This window comes from Mesorhizobium sp. B2-3-13 (assembly GCF_006442195.1).
GTDB lineage: Bacteria > Pseudomonadota > Alphaproteobacteria > Rhizobiales > Rhizobiaceae > Mesorhizobium > Mesorhizobium salmacidum.
Window position 1 is genome coordinate 13,994 of sequence record NZ_VFVQ01000014.1, and the last position, 15,553, is coordinate 29,546.

Sequence of the window (15,553 nt, forward strand, 5' to 3'; positions counted from 1 at the left end):
AAGTCTTAAATATCGGTAAACAATTTCACTTTAATTTATTGAAAATAAAGCACAAAATCGTCATTTTCAAATTTTGCGCAATGTGCGTGCAATTTTCACTTGCGAGATACCAGGCGTCTTTCAGGTGACGGACCGCGCGGCGCTCTGCCCCCTACCACAGCCGGCGAAAGCCGGTCCCCAGAACCGCGCAGCCATCCCTGAAAGACACCGATCGGAGCCTACCGCCTCAACGGCCAGGGTCCTCAGCAATTAACCAGCGTATCGGGTGTCGGATGCGCGTTGTGTTGGAGTAATGCAGTGTCCCCTCAAGCAAAGATCATCCTGACGGCGAGTGCCCTCGCCATGTGCCTTCTCGGGCCGGCGATGGCCGCCGACCTCTCGCCTGCTTACAACGATCCCCCCGCCTTCCAGTGGAGCGGCGCCTATGTCGGCGTCCATGGCGGCACGGCGTTCACGGGTATGCCGAACCCGTTCGCCGGTCGAAACGGCTTCAGCGGCGGCGTCCAGGCCGGCTACAACCAGCAGATGGGCCCGGCGGTCCTCGGCGCCGAGATCGAAGGTTCCTATCTGGGCGGCGCCGAACACGATGTCCGGGGCGGCAAGATCAAGGAAAAATGGCGCGGCGCGGCCAAGGCGAAGGCCGGCGTGAGCTTCGACCAGACGTTGCTGTTCGGAACCGGTGGCGTCGCCATGACCAGGTTCGACAAGGGCGACGGCGTGAGGAGCAGCGACGGATGGAAGGTCGGCTACCTCGTCGGCGCCGGCATCGAGCAGGGCTTCGCCGGCGGCCTGTCGGCCAAGGTCGAGTACGACTATGTCCGCACCCCCGGCGTTGAAACGACATCGGCCCTTGGGAGGTCCAAGGAGACGATCGGCAGTCATGAGCTGAAAGCTGGCCTCAACTACCGGTTCTAGATACCAGAACAGCAAGTGGCCGACCTTAATGGCGCGATGGCCGCAACGGCATCGCGCGATCTTGTTGTTGATGCGTCGATGCCGGACACGGACGTCCGCTCGAGGCAAGGAACATTCCATGCTTTCGCAATGTCGATGTAATCTTCGCAACCTAGGTCCCCTGCGTGAATTGTCACCATGGGAATCAGCAATGTCCACGCATCACCCCAGCCGACCGTCGTCCAAGCTATTGTTCATTGCGATCGCAGTCGCGTTGGCGGGCTGCGCCTCCGACATCATGAAGAACTATGTCGGACAACCGGTCGAATCGGTCGTTCTGGATTACGGTCCGCCAACGGCGATCGTCGACCTCGGCCAGGGAGAGCGCGCCTACCAGTGGCGCAAGATATCTACGTCAGCGGTTTCCGGGACATCGAGTGGCGAGGTCCGCCAAACAAAACACGGAACTGTCTATGAAGAGACCGAAACGCCCGGCTATATCGAGCGTCAGGAATGCTTCTACACTTTTTATGCCCGAGCTTCCGGCGGCCGCTGGTTCATCACCAATTTCCGCCGGCCAAAGCTGGAATGCGAATGAACCGCCGCGCCGCAAATCCTGCGGCGGCGCGTGAAGGAGAACGCCAATGCGCGTCCTGCTGATCGAGGACGAACCGGAAATGGCCTCCGTGCTGAAGGCCGCCCTGGAGCGCCTGGACATCATCGTCGACCACGCCGCGACCCTAGCCGACGCGGAGGCGGTGGCCCGTCTGGGCCATCACGACGCCGTGGTGCTGGATCGCCGGCTGCCAGATGGCGACGGTCTTAGCCTGATCCCTCGCCTGCGCGCCTTGCATCTGGATGTGCCGGTGATCGCGCTGACGGCGATGAGCGGGTTGGAGGACCGGGTTGCCGGGCTCGATGCCGGCGCCGACGATTACATGGTCAAGCCTTTCGCCACGGTGGAACTCGTCGCGCGGCTCCACGCCCTGCACCGCCGCTCGTTCACTTCGCGCGCCAACCAGACGATGGTCGGTCGCCTCACCTATGATTTCCGCCATCGCGAGGCGCTGATCGAGGATCAGGCGCTCGATTTGCCGCGGCGTGAAAGGCTGGTGCTTGAAACACTCATCCGCCGGCCGGGCCGGACCATCATGCGCAGCGCTCTCGAGGAGGCCGTCTACGCCCTGGACGACGAGATCGGCTCGAATGCGCTCGACGCGCATGTCTCGCGGCTGCGCCGCAAACTCGACGATGTCGCCGCCGGCATCGAGATACGAGCGATCCGCAATCTTGGCTATCTCCTGCGGGCAGCCTCGTGAAGAAGGTGCGCGCGCGCTCGCTGCAATGGATCCTGGTCCGCCGGCTGATCCTGCTGCAGGCGGCGACGCTGCTCCTCTTCATCGTGCTGTGCGCGGCAGCCCTTTGGATCGCCAATCCGAGGCTGCTTATCGACAACGAGGCTGCCGTCGCGGCCGTCAAGGACGCCGTCGACCGTGACAAGGACGGCAGGCTGATTGTCCGTGAAACGGAAGACCTCGCCGCGTTTCGCCAGAGCTTCCCCAATGTCTGGTACATCGTGCGCGACGACAGCGGGCAGAGCGTCCGTTCCGGCACGATACCGGATGTCTACACCAAAGAGATCGGTGGCCTGCTCGGCCAAGCAGACCACGCCACGATCGGATTCTCCGACAAGGACATGCGGCCGGAAGCCTATATCGAGAACGCTTCGACCAAAGCCGGCGCGGTACAGATCATTGCCGCGACGCAGTCGTCGCGCCAGGAGACCGACGGGCTCGAGATCAACATTTCGGCCACGGTGGAGGTCGCCCGCTATCCGGACGGCAGCAGGAATTGGGAGCGCGCTCTGCCGGCGCTTGCGCTCGTCATCGCGATCCTGCTGCTGCCCATCATCCTCGTCATGGGCGCCACCACGCTGGTGACGACGCCGGCCGTGGTCCGCCGCTCCTTTGCCGGCCTTGTCGAAACCGTCCGCCAGGCTGCCCGCATCGATATCGGCACCCGCGCGATGCAGTTGCCGGTCAAACACGTGCCGCAGGAAATCGCGCCGCTGGTGCATGCTTTCAACGAGGCTTTGGCCCGCCTCGCGCAGGGATACGACCGACACGACCGTTTCCTCACCGACGCGGCGCACGAATTGCGCACGCCGATCGCCATCCTGCGCACACGCGCCGAGTTGCTGCGGCAGGAGCCGCAAAGCACGCGGCTGCTGCATGATATCGAGCGCCTGTCGCACCTCGCACAACAACTGCTCGACCACCAATTGCTCGACCGCCCATCCGACCAGCGCGAGATCGTCGATCTCGACGATCTCGTCAGCCGGGTGGCGGCCGACTTCGCGCCGCTCGCCATCGAGGCCGGCTACGACCTTGCCTTCGAGCCTTCGCCCGACAAGACACGCGTCGAAGTCAACGTGCTGCAGATCGAGCGGGCGCTCGCCAACCTCGTCCGCAACGCCATCGAGCATGGGGGCGGCGGCGGTACCATCACGATTGCGATCGATAGGACGGGTGGCATCGAAGTGCGCGACGAAGGTCCGGGCATTCCCGTGGAAGAGCGCGAGAATGTCTTCGAGCCCTTCTATCGCCTGCAGCCGCAGTCGCGCGGGGCGGGGTTGGGGCTGAACCTCGCCCGACAGATCGCGCTGCTGCACGAGGGAACGATCCGGATCCTGGCGGGCTCATGGCGCGGTGCCCGCATCCGCATGGAACTGCCGGTTCGGTCGTGACCGAGGCCGTTGACGCAAAACGCGTGGCGGCGGCCAGCCAGTAGCCGCGCCGATCCCTGACTTATCTGTTTTCTAACCAATTGCCGCTATAGCCATTTCCAAAGCGGGAGCCAGGCTTTGGTGGGAACGGGAAAAATCGGCGCGCACCGCGCACCCATATTGTCGGTCGTCGTGCCTTGCTACAATGAACGCGACGGCGTGGCGGAGCTTCATCGACGCGTCAGCGCGGTATGCCACGAGCAAGGCCTCCCCTACGAGGTCGTGTTCGTCATCGACGGGGCGACCGACGGCACCCGCGAGGCCATTTTCGAACTGGCCGAGAGGGACGACCATGTGGTGGCCATCGATCTTGCACGCAATTACGGCCACCAGATCGCCTTGAGCGCGGGGCTGGAATTCTGCCGCGGCCAGCGCATTCTCATTCTCGACGCCGATCTCCAGGATCCGCCCGAACTGCTGGGTGCGATGATGGCGAAGATGGATGAAGGCTTCGACGTCGTCTACGGCCAAAGGGTGAAACGGGAGGGCGAGAGCTGGTTCAAGCTGGCTTCCGCTTCGATGTTCTACCGTCTGCTCGGCAGGATGGTCGATGTCGAGATCGCGTCGGATTCCGGAGATTTCCGGTTGATGAGCCGCCGTGCGCTCGACCATCTGGTTGCAATGCCCGAACGCTACAGGTTCATTCGCGGCATGGTGAGCTGGATCGGGCTGAGGCAGGTCGCCTTCCCTTATGAACGGCAACGGCGCTTTGCCGGCACCACCCACTACCCGCTGAAGAAAATGGTTCTTCTGGCGGTCGACGCGATGACCAGCTTTTCGATCGTGCCTTTGCGCTTTGCCTCGCTGCTGGGAATGATGTTCGGGCTGCTCGGTCTGGTCGTGCTTGGCTATACGCTGTTGGAATGGTCTGTCGGCAATGTTCTGCCCGGCTGGACGAGCCTTGCCGCGATCATGCTTATCCTGGGCAGCGTCCAGCTTCTGGTGCTGGGCATCTTCGGCGAATATCTCGGCCGTATGTACATGGAAACGAAGCGGCGGCCGCTCTATTTCGTCAACGAGATCGTCTCACGAAGCAAGACAGCGGCTGAAGGCCAGGATTTGCCTGTCCACCGCCTCCAGGAGATGGCGAAAAGGGCCGCGCGTGGCTGAGGCGAAGGTCGACCGGATGCAACGGAACGGCATGGGCAGGATGTGCTCGCCCGGAGCCTTGACGTGAACCAGGCCGCCGCTATCGCGACCGCCACGCCGTCGCTCGGGGACGCGCAACGCATCAGGCTGATATTCTGCCTTTTCTGCGCTTGCGCCGTGGCCTATCTGCTCACGGCCTTTGCCGGCGCGATCCTGCAGGATCCCGACAATTGGTGGCAAGTGAAGGTCGGGCTGGATTTCCTGGAAAACCGGACATTTCCAACCGTCGACCCCTATTCCCACACTTTTACCGGCCAGCCCTGGATCGCCAAGGAATGGCTGGGGCAAGTCTTGCTGGCCCTTGCCTACCGCGCGGGTGGCTGGAATGGCGTCGTCACACTGATCATCGCCACGATCGGCCTGACGGTCTTCCTGATGGGATGGTTCCTCAGCGCATGGCTGAAGCCGATATTGGCGATAGCGCTTGCCCTCGCCGCGGCCCTCCTGATCGGCCCGATCTATACCGCGCGCCCCCATGTCTTCACCTTGCCGATCATCGTCGTCTGGACGGCAATGCTGTTTCGTGCCGCGCGAGAAGAGAGAGCCCCACCGCCGTGGCTGCTCGTGATAGTCGTATTGTGGGCGAACCTGCATGCCACGTTTACCCTGAGCTTCATCATCGCGGCCTTTGCCGGGCTCGATCTGCTGGCGCGCGCGGGTCTGTCTAAACCCTCCCTCCTGGTAAAATGGGTCGTTTTCGGCCTGCTCTGTCCGTTGGTCAGCCTGCTGCATCCCTATGGCGTGAAAGCCATTCTGGCCACGCTCACCGTGGCCTATGGCAATGAGGCTGTTCCACTCATCCTGGAATGGAACCCGTTCAATGCCCAGGAGCAACTCTTCCAGGAAGCGGCGATGTTGTTGGCGATTTTCGGGCTGTTGGTGTCAAGGCCGCGGATCGGCTGGGCCAAGGCGTTGTTCATCGTCTTCACCTTGCATGTCTATCTCGCCCATCTGCGATTTGTATATCTGCCCTTCCTGCTGATTCCGTTGGTCATCGCGGTCGAGATCGCACAGCAATATCCTTCGCTCTCGACCACGGCCTGGCTGGCGGAGAAGCGCGACGGGCTGGAAAAACTCTTCGCCAGCCGGTTCTATGCTATCTGCGGCGCGATGGCTGTCTTGCTGGTCGGTGCGGTCTCGATCCTCGGCAGTGCCTACCAGGTCGCGCCGAGCCCGGCGACATCAGCCAGCCGCGCCCTTGCTTTCGCGCGGGATCACCACCTGTCCGGCAATGTGCTGAATTCCTACAATTTCGGCGGCACGCTGATTTTCCACGACATCAAGACTTATATCGACGGCAGGACGGACCAGTTGTTCCTTGGCGGATTCACGAAAACGGATGATGCAACGGGGCACAGCGACGGAAAGCCGCAGCTCGAGGCCCAGTTGAAGAAATACGCCATCGGCTGGGCATTGCTCACGGCCGATGACACCCGAATCCCCTTCTTCAATGAACTGGGCTGGAAGCGGGCCTACGCGGACGATTATGCCGTAATCTACCTGCCCAGCAACTGAATCACCGATCCCACAAAACCGGCGTGGCCAGCGTTCGAAGGCCTGCTATTCGCCTTGACACGGATGTTGCACTGCAGCAAAGTTGTGCTGCATAGCACAGTCCGTGAGGCCTACGAGCCAAGGTTTTTCGCACAATGGGGATTGCCTTATGACGGGCATGTCAGGCGGCGCCGCACGGCCACCGCGGGTCACCGCGTACGGACCGGTCGAATGAATTACAGGCGCGACATCGACGGTCTGCGGGCCGTTGCAGTGCTGCCCGTGGTGCTTTTCCATTTCGGCGTATCCGCCATTCCCGGGGGCTTCACCGGCGTCGATATTTTCTTTGTGATATCGGGCTACCTGATCAGCGGCAGCCTGCTGGATGATCTCGAGCGCGGCCAGTTCTCGATCGGACGCTTCTACTGGCGTCGTGCACGGCGCATCCTGCCGGCACTGACCTTCGTCATCCTGCTTGCTAGCATTGCGGCCTGGTTCATCCTGTTGCCGTCGGATCTGCACGAATTCAGCCTCAGCGTGATTGCGGCCTCGACCTTCTGGTCGAACATCTATTTCTGGAAGACGACGAACTATTTTTCGATCGACGCCGAACTGCGGCCGCTGCTGCACACATGGTCGCTTTCGGTCGAGGAGCAGTATTACATCTTCGCGCCGATCCTTGTGTATCTGATCTACCGGTATGCCTCGAAGCGCTGGTTGACGATACTTCTGCCGATCGCCATCGGCAGTTTTGCCCTGGCGGTCATGGCGACCACGATGGCGCCGACCGCCGGCTTCTACCTCTTGCCGACACGCGCCTGGGAGCTGGCGCTGGGTGCCATGCTGATGCTGAAAAAGCCGCCGCCACTTGCCAACCGGACGGCAACGGAACTGGTCGGCCTTGCAGGCTTTGCCCTGCTCGCATTCGGTTTCCTGACGATTTCGGAAAGCGATCCGTTTCCCGGCTACAATGCCCTGTTTCCCTGCATCGGAACGGCCCTGCTCATCTACGCGGGCCAGAATCACGCGGCCCGGCCCGTGCCTGTCGCCACGCGTGTGCTTCAATTCGCTCCGATGGTCTGGGTCGGCCTCATCTCCTATTCGCTCTATCTTGTTCACTGGCCGATCAATTCCTTCGTCCATTACCTCTCGCTGAAAGCCATCTCGGTGCCCACGATCGTCGCGATGACGCTGGCCAGCTTCGCCCTCGCGACCTTCTCGTGGAAATATGTCGAGCAGCCTTTCCGGCAGAAGCGAACCTTCACCGCCCCGCTGCCGATCTTTGCCTTTTCGGCGACGGCGATCGCCCTGCTGTGCGTCGGCGGTCTGGCCGGTGTGCTCGGCAAGGGCTTTCCGCAGCGGTTCCCCGATTTCTCGACGCAACGGATCGTGGTGGACGACTGGCGCAATGGCGTCTGCTTCAACGAGGGTACGAGCCGGATCGAGAATTGGAACCTTGCCGACTGCACGCGCACGCATGGCTTTCCCACCAATGTGCTGCTGTGGGGCGATTCCTTCGCGGCTCACTATGTTTCGGGCCTGGAGGCCAACGCGCAGAAAATCCAGGCCAACGTCATCCAATATACCTATGCCGGCTGTCCACCCAACCTCAGTTATTTTTCCTACGCCAGGCCAACCTGCACCCGCTTCAACGAACGGGCGCTGTCGATCATCCGCGATGCCAAGATCCAGGCGGTGATCCTGAGCGGCCGATGGACGGACTACCAGGCCAGGGGCTTCGACGGACTGCAGACGACGATCGACCGGCTGCGCGACATGGGTGTCAAGGTCTATGTCATCGGCCAGTCTCCGGAGTTCATCGCCGACGTCCAGAAGGTCGCTTTCTTTGCTAAACACGAAGGCGCCGCGAACACATCCTGGCCGATGGCCATGGATCCCGACATCAACAAACAGGTGCAGCTCTTCGCCAAGGGCGCGACCTTCATCGATCCACTTACCTATCTGTGCGACGCCATCGGCTGTTCCTATGAGGATGCCACCAGCAAGCAGTTTCTCTATTTCGACTATGGGCATTTCTCTTCCGCCGGCGCGACGCTGGCCATCTCGAAATACTGGCCGAGCTTCGCCGCCGGCGGCGATGTCGCAAAGGCCAGGGAGCCGGCGCCGACCGTCACCGGTGAGCTGGCGAAGCCCGCATTGTGAGACCGGTTTGCGATTGCCCCAAGCCATGCCGTCATGATAACGAGGCTGCAGCGCGGGTATGATGTAATGGTAGCCTGTCAGCTTCCCAAGCTGAACGCGCGGGTTCGATTCCCGCTACCCGCTCCACCCTGAAGCCAAGAGTCCGTTGGCCTAGGCGGAACCCGTCCATTTGGCAGCACTGTCGGTGAGCCTAGGCTTGGCCGATTCGCATCTGCTTCTTGAGGAGGAACCGGGCGAGGTTGTTGATATTCCGCGGCGCCACCTTCCTGGGCAGATGCGCCAGCAGGTCTTCCGATTTGACGTCGTTGCGGAACCGCTCCGCCCAATCTTCGGTGAGGTCGTCCCGCTGCAGGCGCAAATTCGTCTCGAACTCTCCGTCCGGCATTTCCACCGACAACTGCCGGGCCACCGACGCAACGTAAGGACGAGGATCGTCCAACAGATCCTCATAGAAAAAGCGATCGTAATGCAGATCGGCCAACCGCAGGTAAGCCTCCCAGAAGGCATAGCTCTGCTCGATCAGGAAATAGGCCTGGCAGATACCGGCGAAGTCGTATTGCGGAACCAGATCCGCGCCGCCCATCGTGCTTCTCCAATGGCCCGACGCCTTTGCCCGGCAATAGGAAATCGCTTGGCGAAGACGGTCCCGTCGCTCCAGCAGGACCAGACCCATGTCATGGCGCCGGCCGCATTCCGCCAGGAAGTCGGCTCCGTATTTGGCCTGCGACCAGTGAAGGTGCCGTGGAAACAGCTTCACGGCGAACGTGCCGTTCGCAGTCCCGCCGCGATGGATCACGGCGGACAGCAGATCATCGAAGGATTTCGGCTTGCACCCCAGATTGGTCGTGTCGAGCCACTCGGCCGACTTGCCGAACAATCCCGTGCTGTTTGTGAGGCTGCCAAGCCATTCGGAGCCGCTGCGGGCTTCGGTCAGTATCGCGACGCCCTTCATGCGTGCCGATGATCCGCGGCCCGCGTCATGTCGATTGCAGAATGCCATTCTTCTTGATGGTCCCCCGCCATGGTCAAAGCTCCGCTTAAACAGCGCCTCAACGGACAAAGGCCTATATGGTTCCGTCGATTCGACCTTAGGCTAAGGCAGAATGCAGGCCCAAACACGTTACAGTTGGGTAATCAAAGCCGCGCCTTGGGCTCGAAGAGCCCTGAAGATACGCGCAAAGGCCGGCCACGCTGTGGTGGCCGCCCTTTGACGTCAGCCAGAAGCGATTACAGCCAGACGCCGAGCCAGACGCGCTCGCGCCAGCAGCGGACGCGGCGGCGTCCGTGGCGCCAGTAGCTGCGGCAAACCCGTCTCCAGCCGCGGCGGCGTCCATGGCGCCGACGCCAGTAGCCATCGGGACCGTGATGTCTCCAGCGATGCCAACGGCGGTGGGAGACCTGCTCCAGTTCGACCTCGTCATCCCCTTCGAAGACAGCCGGATCCGGCTTGTCCAACTCATCGAGAATTCCATTGCCCTGGGGAACACCGGCAAGCGCGCGGCCGGGTCGGGCCACGCTTGCAAACGCAACCGCCCCCGCAACGCCAAGCATTCCAGCAAGAAACAACCGACGTTCCATAAAAACCTCCCGAGCTGTTAACTACCGACACCTCGTTCCCTCGCCCGAAACAGGCTCCAGCGCGCATGCCGATCGGTTTTGAACGCGCGGAGGTGGTTCTCGTTCCATCACCCCACTTCACGCAGGATGAAATCATGCAGCATCTTGGCCGCCGGTGACAGTACGCGATTCCTGACCGTGATCAGGCTGTAGGGCCTGACCTCGATGTCGAACTCGGTCTGGACGACGTCGATGGCGCCGGCAAGTCCGTCCGGGTTCTGGATGAACTTCGCCACCTGCACCGAGACCGGCGCTATGGCATCGGATTGAGCGACCATGACCAGCGTGAGCAGCAGCGAGCTGGTATTCAAGATCCGGTCCGGCAGCGCGATGTTGCGGTTCAGGAAATTGCTCTCCATCGCCTGGCGCAAGGGCGAACCGCCTGACTGGAAGACCCAGTCATAGGCAGCGGTGTCTTCCAGCCGCACTACATTACCCCTCGCGAGCGGGTGGCCGCGGCGCACGATCAGGCAGGCTTTCTCGACGCCGATCACGCGGGATTCGAACAGCCGCGGATTGAGGTCGTCGGGAATGCGGGCGATGATGAAGTCGTGGCGCGAGGCGATCAGCTCGCGGGCGAGCACATTGGAGGTTTCGACCTGCATGGTGATCTCGATGCGCGGGTAGATGCGGCGGATCTCGCGAATCGCCGGCACGGCCAATTCGATCGCCGGCGCCGTCACGGCGCCGAGGAACACCGAACCGCCCTTGCCGGCCTTGAGCTCGGCAATCTCGCGGTCGGCTTCGCGCATCTCGAGCAGGATCGAGCGGGCGCGCCTGGCGAGCGCCTGGCCATAGGGGGTGAGGGTCACGCCGCGCGGCAGCCGTTCGCACAGCTTCACGTCGAGCACCGCCTCCATCTCGGCGATCATGCGCGAGGCGGCCGGCTGGGAGATGTTCATGACCTGGGCCGCGGCGCTCACCCGTCCGTGATCGTCGAGGGCGGCGATCATGCGCATGTGGCGCAAGCTCAAGCCACTGCGCAGGAGTGTCTCCCCATTGCCCGGGAGCTTCTCGTAACTTACGGGAATCGCATCGGGATCGCGCAATGCCGCCATGATCTTCCAGCCCTTCCGCCGGTTCCTTTCCGCATGCTAGATCATACCGGTTTCGGTATAGCAACCACCAAAGATCGCATTTGACAGTTATGGCAAAGCGACCCACCCTCCGCGCGTTCCGGGGTGCAAGGGCGGTAACGACCAAAATCGTATCGATTGAAACTGCATCGCGGAGCCGATTGGGAGGATACCGGAGATCGATAAAGCCGACAGCGGCGCGTTTGCGCTCCTGTCTGGCTGCGCGGCCCGCGAAGCCCCGAGGTGTCGCGTCCATCAACCAGGGAGAGTAAGTTGAAGATCATCAAAACGCTGGCCGCCGTCGCGGCCCTTGGCATCGCTGCCATGAGCTATCAGGCGCACGCGGCCGACAAGGGTCTTGTCGGCGTGCTGATGCCGACCAAGACCTCGCAGCGCTGGATCAATGACGGCGACGCCGTCAAATCCCAGCTCGAGGCTCTCGGCTACACTGTCGACCTGCAGTACGCGCAGGACGACATCCCCAACCAGCTCAGCCAGCTGGAAAATGAAATCACCAAGGGCCCGAAGGCGTTGATCATCGCCTCGATCGACGGCACCACCCTGTCGGATGCGCTGCAGAAGGCCAACGACGCGGGCGTCGTCGTCGTCGCCTATGACCGCCTGATCAAGAAGACCGCCAATGTCGACTATTACACCACTTTCGACAATTTCGGCGTCGGCGTGATCCAGGCGAATTCGCTGGTCAAGGGGCTCAAGGAGCGTTTCCCGAACACCAAGCCGTGGAACGTCGAACTGTTCGGCGGCTCGCCCGACGACAACAACGCCTTCTTCTTCTACAACGGCGCAATCTCCGTCCTGCAGCCGCTGATCGACGACGGCTCGATCAAGATCAAGTCCGGCCAGACCGGCATGGACAAGGTCGGCACGCTGCGCTGGCTCGCGGCAACCGCCCAGGCACGTATGGACAACCTCCTGTCGGCCAACTACTCGGACGGCAGCCGCGTCGATGGCGTCCTGTCGCCCTATGACGGCCTGTCGCGCGGCATCACCGCCTCGCTGCGCGCTGTCGGGTACGGCACGGACGCACAGCCCTGGCCGATCGTGACCGGCCAGGACGCCGAGACCGCGTCGGTCAAGCTGATCATCTCGGGCGAGCAGTACTCGACCGTGTTCAAGGACACCCGCGAACTGGCCAAGGCCACGGTGCAGCTGGTCGACAAGGTGCTCTCGGGCGGCAAGCCGGAAGGCCTCGATGAAAAGACCTACAACAACGACGTCAAGGTCGTTCCCTCGATCCTGTTGACGCCGCATGAAGTCGACAAGTCGAACTACCAGGCGCTGGTCGTCGACTCCGGCTACATCAAGGCCGAAGACCTGAAGTAATTTCGGTTATAAAGTCAGGGGTCCTGCGCAACGCAGGGCCCCTTTTCGTTAAAAGCGACCCCGGTATGAGTTCTACCGGCCTCCTAGGAGCTTGTCCTGATGACCTCGACGATTTTGGAGATGCGCGACATCACCAAGACGTTCCCCGGCGTGAAGGCGCTCTCGAACGTCAACCTCAGCGTAGAGGAAGGCGAGATCCACGCCGTGGTCGGCGAAAATGGCGCCGGCAAGTCGACCCTGATGAAGGTGCTGTCGGGCGTCTATCCCTCCGGGACCTATGATGGCCAGATCATTTTTCAGGGCCAGGAATGCCATTTCAAAGGCATCCATGACAGCGAACACAAGGGCATTGTCATCATCCACCAGGAACTTGCGCTGGTGCCGATGCTGTCGATCGCCGAGAACATTTTCCTCGGCAACGAGCACGCCAGCTACGGCGTCATCGACTGGGACGCCAACGAGGCACGCACGTCCGGGCTTTTGAAGAAAGTCGGGCTCAAGGAAGACCCCAAGACGCTGATCACCCATATCGGCGTCGGCAAGCAGCAGCTGGTCGAGATCGCCAAGGCACTCAGCAAGGAAGTGAAGCTCCTGATCCTCGATGAGCCGACGGCATCGCTCAGCGAGAAGGACAGCCAGGCGCTGCTCGATCTTTTACTTGAGTTCAAGCGGCAGGGCATGACCTCAATCCTGATCTCCCATAAGCTCAATGAGGTGAACCGCGTCGCCGACAAGGTGACGGTCATCCGCGACGGGCGCACGATCGAGACATTGCCGAGGAAGGACATCAGCGAGGACCGGATCATCACCTCCATGGTCGGCCGGTCCCTCGACGATCGCTACCCGCCGCGCGAGCCTCATATCGGCGACGTCATTTTCGAGGTCAAGGACTGGTCCGTCTACCACCCGATCCATGCCGAACGGCAAGTGATCAAGAGCATCGACCTCAAGGTGCGCAAGGGCGAAGTTGTCGGCATCGCCGGGCTGATGGGCGCCGGCCGCACCGAATTCGCCATGAGCCTGTTCGGTCGCTCCTATGGCCGGCGCATCAGCGGCGAGGTGCTGCTCAACGGCAAGCCCGTGGACCTTTCGACAGTGGGCAAGGCGGTGCAGAACGGCATCGCCTACGTCACCGAAGACCGCAAAACCTATGGGCTGAACCTCATTGACCACATCAAGCACAATGTGACGTTGGCCAACCTCGCCGGCGTTTCCAATGGCGGCGTCATCGACGATATGCGCGAAATGAGCGTCGCCAACGATTATCGCAAAAAGACCAATATCCGCGCATCCAGCGTCTATCAGCTGACCGGCAATCTCTCGGGCGGCAACCAGCAGAAGGTGGTGCTATCGAAATGGCTGTTCGCCGACCCGGAAGTTCTGATCCTCGACGAGCCGACGCGCGGCATTGACGTCGGTGCCAAGTACGAAATCTATACAATCATCGCTCGCCTCGCCGCCGAGGGCAAGGCGATCATCGTCATCTCATCGGAAATGCCGGAACTGCTCGGCATCTCGGACAGAATATATGTCATGAACGAAGGGCGCATCGTCGGCGAGATGGCGGCAAGCGACGCCAGCCAGGAAAAAATCATGCGCGCCATTGTTCGCGGAGAAGGAAAAGCATCATGAGCACAGACAGCGCTCCCGCGCCGCAAAGCGGCACCGCCGAGGACGTCAAGCAGGGTCCTCGCATCGCCGTTTCGGCGCTGACGACGAACCTGCGCGAATACGGCCTGATCATCGCGCTGATCGTCATCATGCTGTTCTTCCAGTACACGACGTCGGGAACGCTGTTCAAACCGGTCAACCTCAGCAACCTGGTGCAGCAGAACTCGTTCATCATCGTGATGGCGCTCGGCATGCTGCTGGTCATCGTCGCCGGCTACATCGATCTCAGCGTAGGATCGGTCGCCGGCTTCATCGGCGCACTTGCCGCCATGATGATGGTCATTTGGCCGCTTGGCATGTTCAGCAACCCGCTCGTGGTCTCGATCGTCTGCCTGATCGTCGGTGGGTTGATCGGTGGGGCGCAAGGCTACTGGATCGCCTATCACCGCATACCAAGTTTCATCGTGACGCTCGCCGGCATGCTGATCTTCCGCGGCATTTGCCAGGCGCTGCTTGGCGGTGGCTCCTCGGTCGGTCCGCTTCCCGACAGTTTCAAGGCATTGAGTTCCGGCTTCATCCCGGACGTAATCGGCCCGCTGACGCTGATCCCACCGACGGTGAATGCGGCCGGCAAGACTATTTTGGGTAGCGGGCTCACGCTGCACATGACGACGATCGTGCTGGGCGTGATCGCGGTGCTCGCCTACGCCTATTTCGGCTTCAGGGCGCGGCGCAAGCGCGAACGCCACGGTTATGAGGCCGAGCCTTTCACGCTGTTCGTCATCAAGATCCTGGTAGGCAGCGCGCTGGCGCTGTTCCTGGTCTTCCAGTTCGCGACCTATCGGGGCCTGCCGATCGTGCTGCTGGTGATGGGCGTGCTGATTTCATTGTTCGTCTTCGTCACCAAGCGCATGACCATTGGCCGCCGCATCTACGCCATGGGTGGCAACGCCAAGGCGGCGCAACTGTCGGGCATCAACACCGAGCGCCTGACGCTCCTGGTGTTCGTCAATATGGGCGTGCTGTCGGCGCTCGGCGGCCTGATCATCGCGGCGCGTCTCGGCCAGGCCGTGCCGGCAGCGGGCCTCGGCAGCGAGCTCGACGTCATCGCGGCCGTCTTCATCGGCGGCGCCTCGGCGATGGGCGGCGTCGGCCAGGTCATCGGCGCTGTGGTCGGCGGCTTCATCATGGGCGTGATGAACAACGGCATGTCGATCATGGGCGTCAATGTCGACTGGCAGCAGGTGGTCAAGGGACTGGTCCTGCTCGGGGCCGTCATCTTCGACGTCTACAACAAGAACAAGGCTTAAGGGCTGGGGCGAGGACTAGGAGGCATACGGGTTCTAGATCGCGAAGCTGCCGGCGGCCCGTCGGCACCAAGAAGTCCGGGGAAGGACCAGGTTCGCGAACGCAATCCGGA

General features: G+C 61.8%; 13 protein-coding genes and 1 tRNA gene. 12 read left to right on the top strand and 2 right to left on the bottom strand.

From position 1 onward, the window contains the following. Positions 1-297: 297 nt before the first annotated feature. The 8 genes from FJ941_RS17670 to FJ941_RS17705 all read left to right on the top strand — a co-directional run bounded on the left by FJ941_RS17670 (position 298) and on the right by FJ941_RS17705 (position 8,611). Complete coding sequence (locus tag FJ941_RS17670) at positions 298-915, top strand: outer membrane protein (protein ID WP_140507530.1); 618 nt, start codon at positions 298-300, stop codon at positions 913-915. 190 nt (positions 916-1,105) lie between these two features. Further along, positions 1,106-1,492 (top strand): hypothetical protein, encoded by a 387-nt coding sequence (locus tag FJ941_RS17675; protein ID WP_140507532.1) that lies wholly within the window; start codon positions 1,106-1,108, stop codon positions 1,490-1,492. A gap of 46 nt (positions 1,493-1,538) precedes the next feature. Further along, positions 1,539-2,213 carry a response regulator transcription factor gene (locus tag FJ941_RS17680; RefSeq protein ID WP_140507534.1) on the top strand — a complete coding sequence of 225 codons (675 nt, stop codon included), beginning with the start codon at positions 1,539-1,541 and terminating at the stop codon, positions 2,211-2,213. Then, a complete protein-coding gene (locus FJ941_RS17685) occupies positions 2,210-3,640 on the top strand; it encodes a HAMP domain-containing sensor histidine kinase (RefSeq protein WP_140507535.1) in 1,431 nt (476 codons plus the stop codon). Before FJ941_RS17680 ends, FJ941_RS17685 begins: the two co-directional genes overlap by 4 nt. 120 nt (positions 3,641-3,760) lie before the next feature. Continuing rightward, positions 3,761-4,789 (top strand): glycosyltransferase family 2 protein, encoded by a 1,029-nt coding sequence (locus tag FJ941_RS17690; protein ID WP_140507537.1) that lies wholly within the window; start codon positions 3,761-3,763, stop codon positions 4,787-4,789. 63 nt (positions 4,790-4,852) lie between these two features. Further along, positions 4,853-6,343, top strand: a complete 1,491-nt coding sequence (locus FJ941_RS17695) for a hypothetical protein (RefSeq protein WP_140507539.1) — start codon at positions 4,853-4,855, stop codon at positions 6,341-6,343. A gap of 210 nt (positions 6,344-6,553) precedes the next feature. After that, positions 6,554-8,485, top strand: a complete 1,932-nt coding sequence (locus FJ941_RS17700; protein ID WP_140507540.1) for an acyltransferase family protein — start codon at positions 6,554-6,556, stop codon at positions 8,483-8,485. 52 nt (positions 8,486-8,537) lie between these two features. Beyond that, positions 8,538-8,611 (top strand) — tRNA-Gly (locus FJ941_RS17705). 64 nt (positions 8,612-8,675) lie between these two features. On the opposite strand, the gene FJ941_RS17710 is transcribed toward FJ941_RS17705, so the two are convergent. Continuing rightward, complete coding sequence (locus tag FJ941_RS17710; protein WP_140507542.1) at positions 8,676-9,437, bottom strand: Stf0 family sulfotransferase; 762 nt, start codon at positions 9,435-9,437, stop codon at positions 8,676-8,678. Between the two features lie 380 nt (positions 9,438-9,817). Here FJ941_RS17710 and FJ941_RS29020 point away from each other — a divergent pair, with 380 nt between their 5' ends. Further along, a complete protein-coding gene (locus FJ941_RS29020; protein ID WP_181169856.1) occupies positions 9,818-10,084 on the top strand; it encodes a hypothetical protein in 267 nt (88 codons plus the stop codon). Between the two features lie 86 nt (positions 10,085-10,170). Here the strand turns inward: FJ941_RS29020 and FJ941_RS17720 are convergent, their stop codons facing one another. Further along, positions 10,171-11,160 carry a LysR family transcriptional regulator gene (locus FJ941_RS17720; protein WP_140507545.1) on the bottom strand — a complete coding sequence of 330 codons (990 nt, stop codon included), beginning with the start codon at positions 11,158-11,160 and terminating at the stop codon, positions 10,171-10,173. 291 nt (positions 11,161-11,451) lie between these two features. Here FJ941_RS17720 and chvE point away from each other — a divergent pair, with 291 nt between their 5' ends. The 3 genes from chvE to mmsB all read left to right on the top strand — a co-directional run bounded on the left by chvE (position 11,452) and on the right by mmsB (position 15,443). Beyond that, entirely contained in the window at positions 11,452-12,522 is a 1,071-nt protein-coding gene (gene chvE, locus FJ941_RS17725; RefSeq protein WP_140507547.1) for a multiple monosaccharide ABC transporter substrate-binding protein, read from the top strand. A 99-nt stretch (positions 12,523-12,621) separates the two neighbouring features. Next, positions 12,622-14,154, top strand: a complete 1,533-nt coding sequence (mmsA, locus tag FJ941_RS17730) for a multiple monosaccharide ABC transporter ATP-binding protein (RefSeq protein WP_027145662.1) — start codon at positions 12,622-12,624, stop codon at positions 14,152-14,154. Next, positions 14,151-15,443 carry a multiple monosaccharide ABC transporter permease gene (mmsB, locus tag FJ941_RS17735; protein WP_027145661.1) on the top strand — a complete coding sequence of 431 codons (1,293 nt, stop codon included), beginning with the start codon at positions 14,151-14,153 and terminating at the stop codon, positions 15,441-15,443. Before mmsA ends, mmsB begins: the two co-directional genes overlap by 4 nt. Positions 15,444-15,553 lie beyond the last annotated feature (110 nt).

Excerpts from the sequence above, each read along its gene's own strand:
- mmsB (WP_027145661.1), top strand. The coding sequence starts at position 14,151 with ATGAGCACAGACAGCGCTCCCGCGCCGCAAAGCGGCACCGCCGAGGAC.
- FJ941_RS17720 (WP_140507545.1), bottom strand. The coding sequence starts at position 11,160 with ATGGCGGCATTGCGCGATCCCGATGCGATTCCCGTAAGTTACGAGAAG.
- mmsA (WP_027145662.1), top strand. The coding sequence starts at position 12,622 with ATGACCTCGACGATTTTGGAGATGCGCGACATCACCAAGACGTTCCCC.
- FJ941_RS17680 (WP_140507534.1), top strand. The coding sequence starts at position 1,539 with ATGCGCGTCCTGCTGATCGAGGACGAACCGGAAATGGCCTCCGTGCTG.
- FJ941_RS17710 (WP_140507542.1), bottom strand. The coding sequence starts at position 9,437 with ATGAAGGGCGTCGCGATACTGACCGAAGCCCGCAGCGGCTCCGAATGG.
- FJ941_RS17700 (WP_140507540.1), top strand. The coding sequence starts at position 6,554 with ATGAATTACAGGCGCGACATCGACGGTCTGCGGGCCGTTGCAGTGCTG.
- FJ941_RS17675 (WP_140507532.1), top strand. The coding sequence starts at position 1,106 with ATGTCCACGCATCACCCCAGCCGACCGTCGTCCAAGCTATTGTTCATT.
- FJ941_RS29020 (WP_181169856.1), top strand. The coding sequence starts at position 9,818 with ATGGCGCCGACGCCAGTAGCCATCGGGACCGTGATGTCTCCAGCGATG.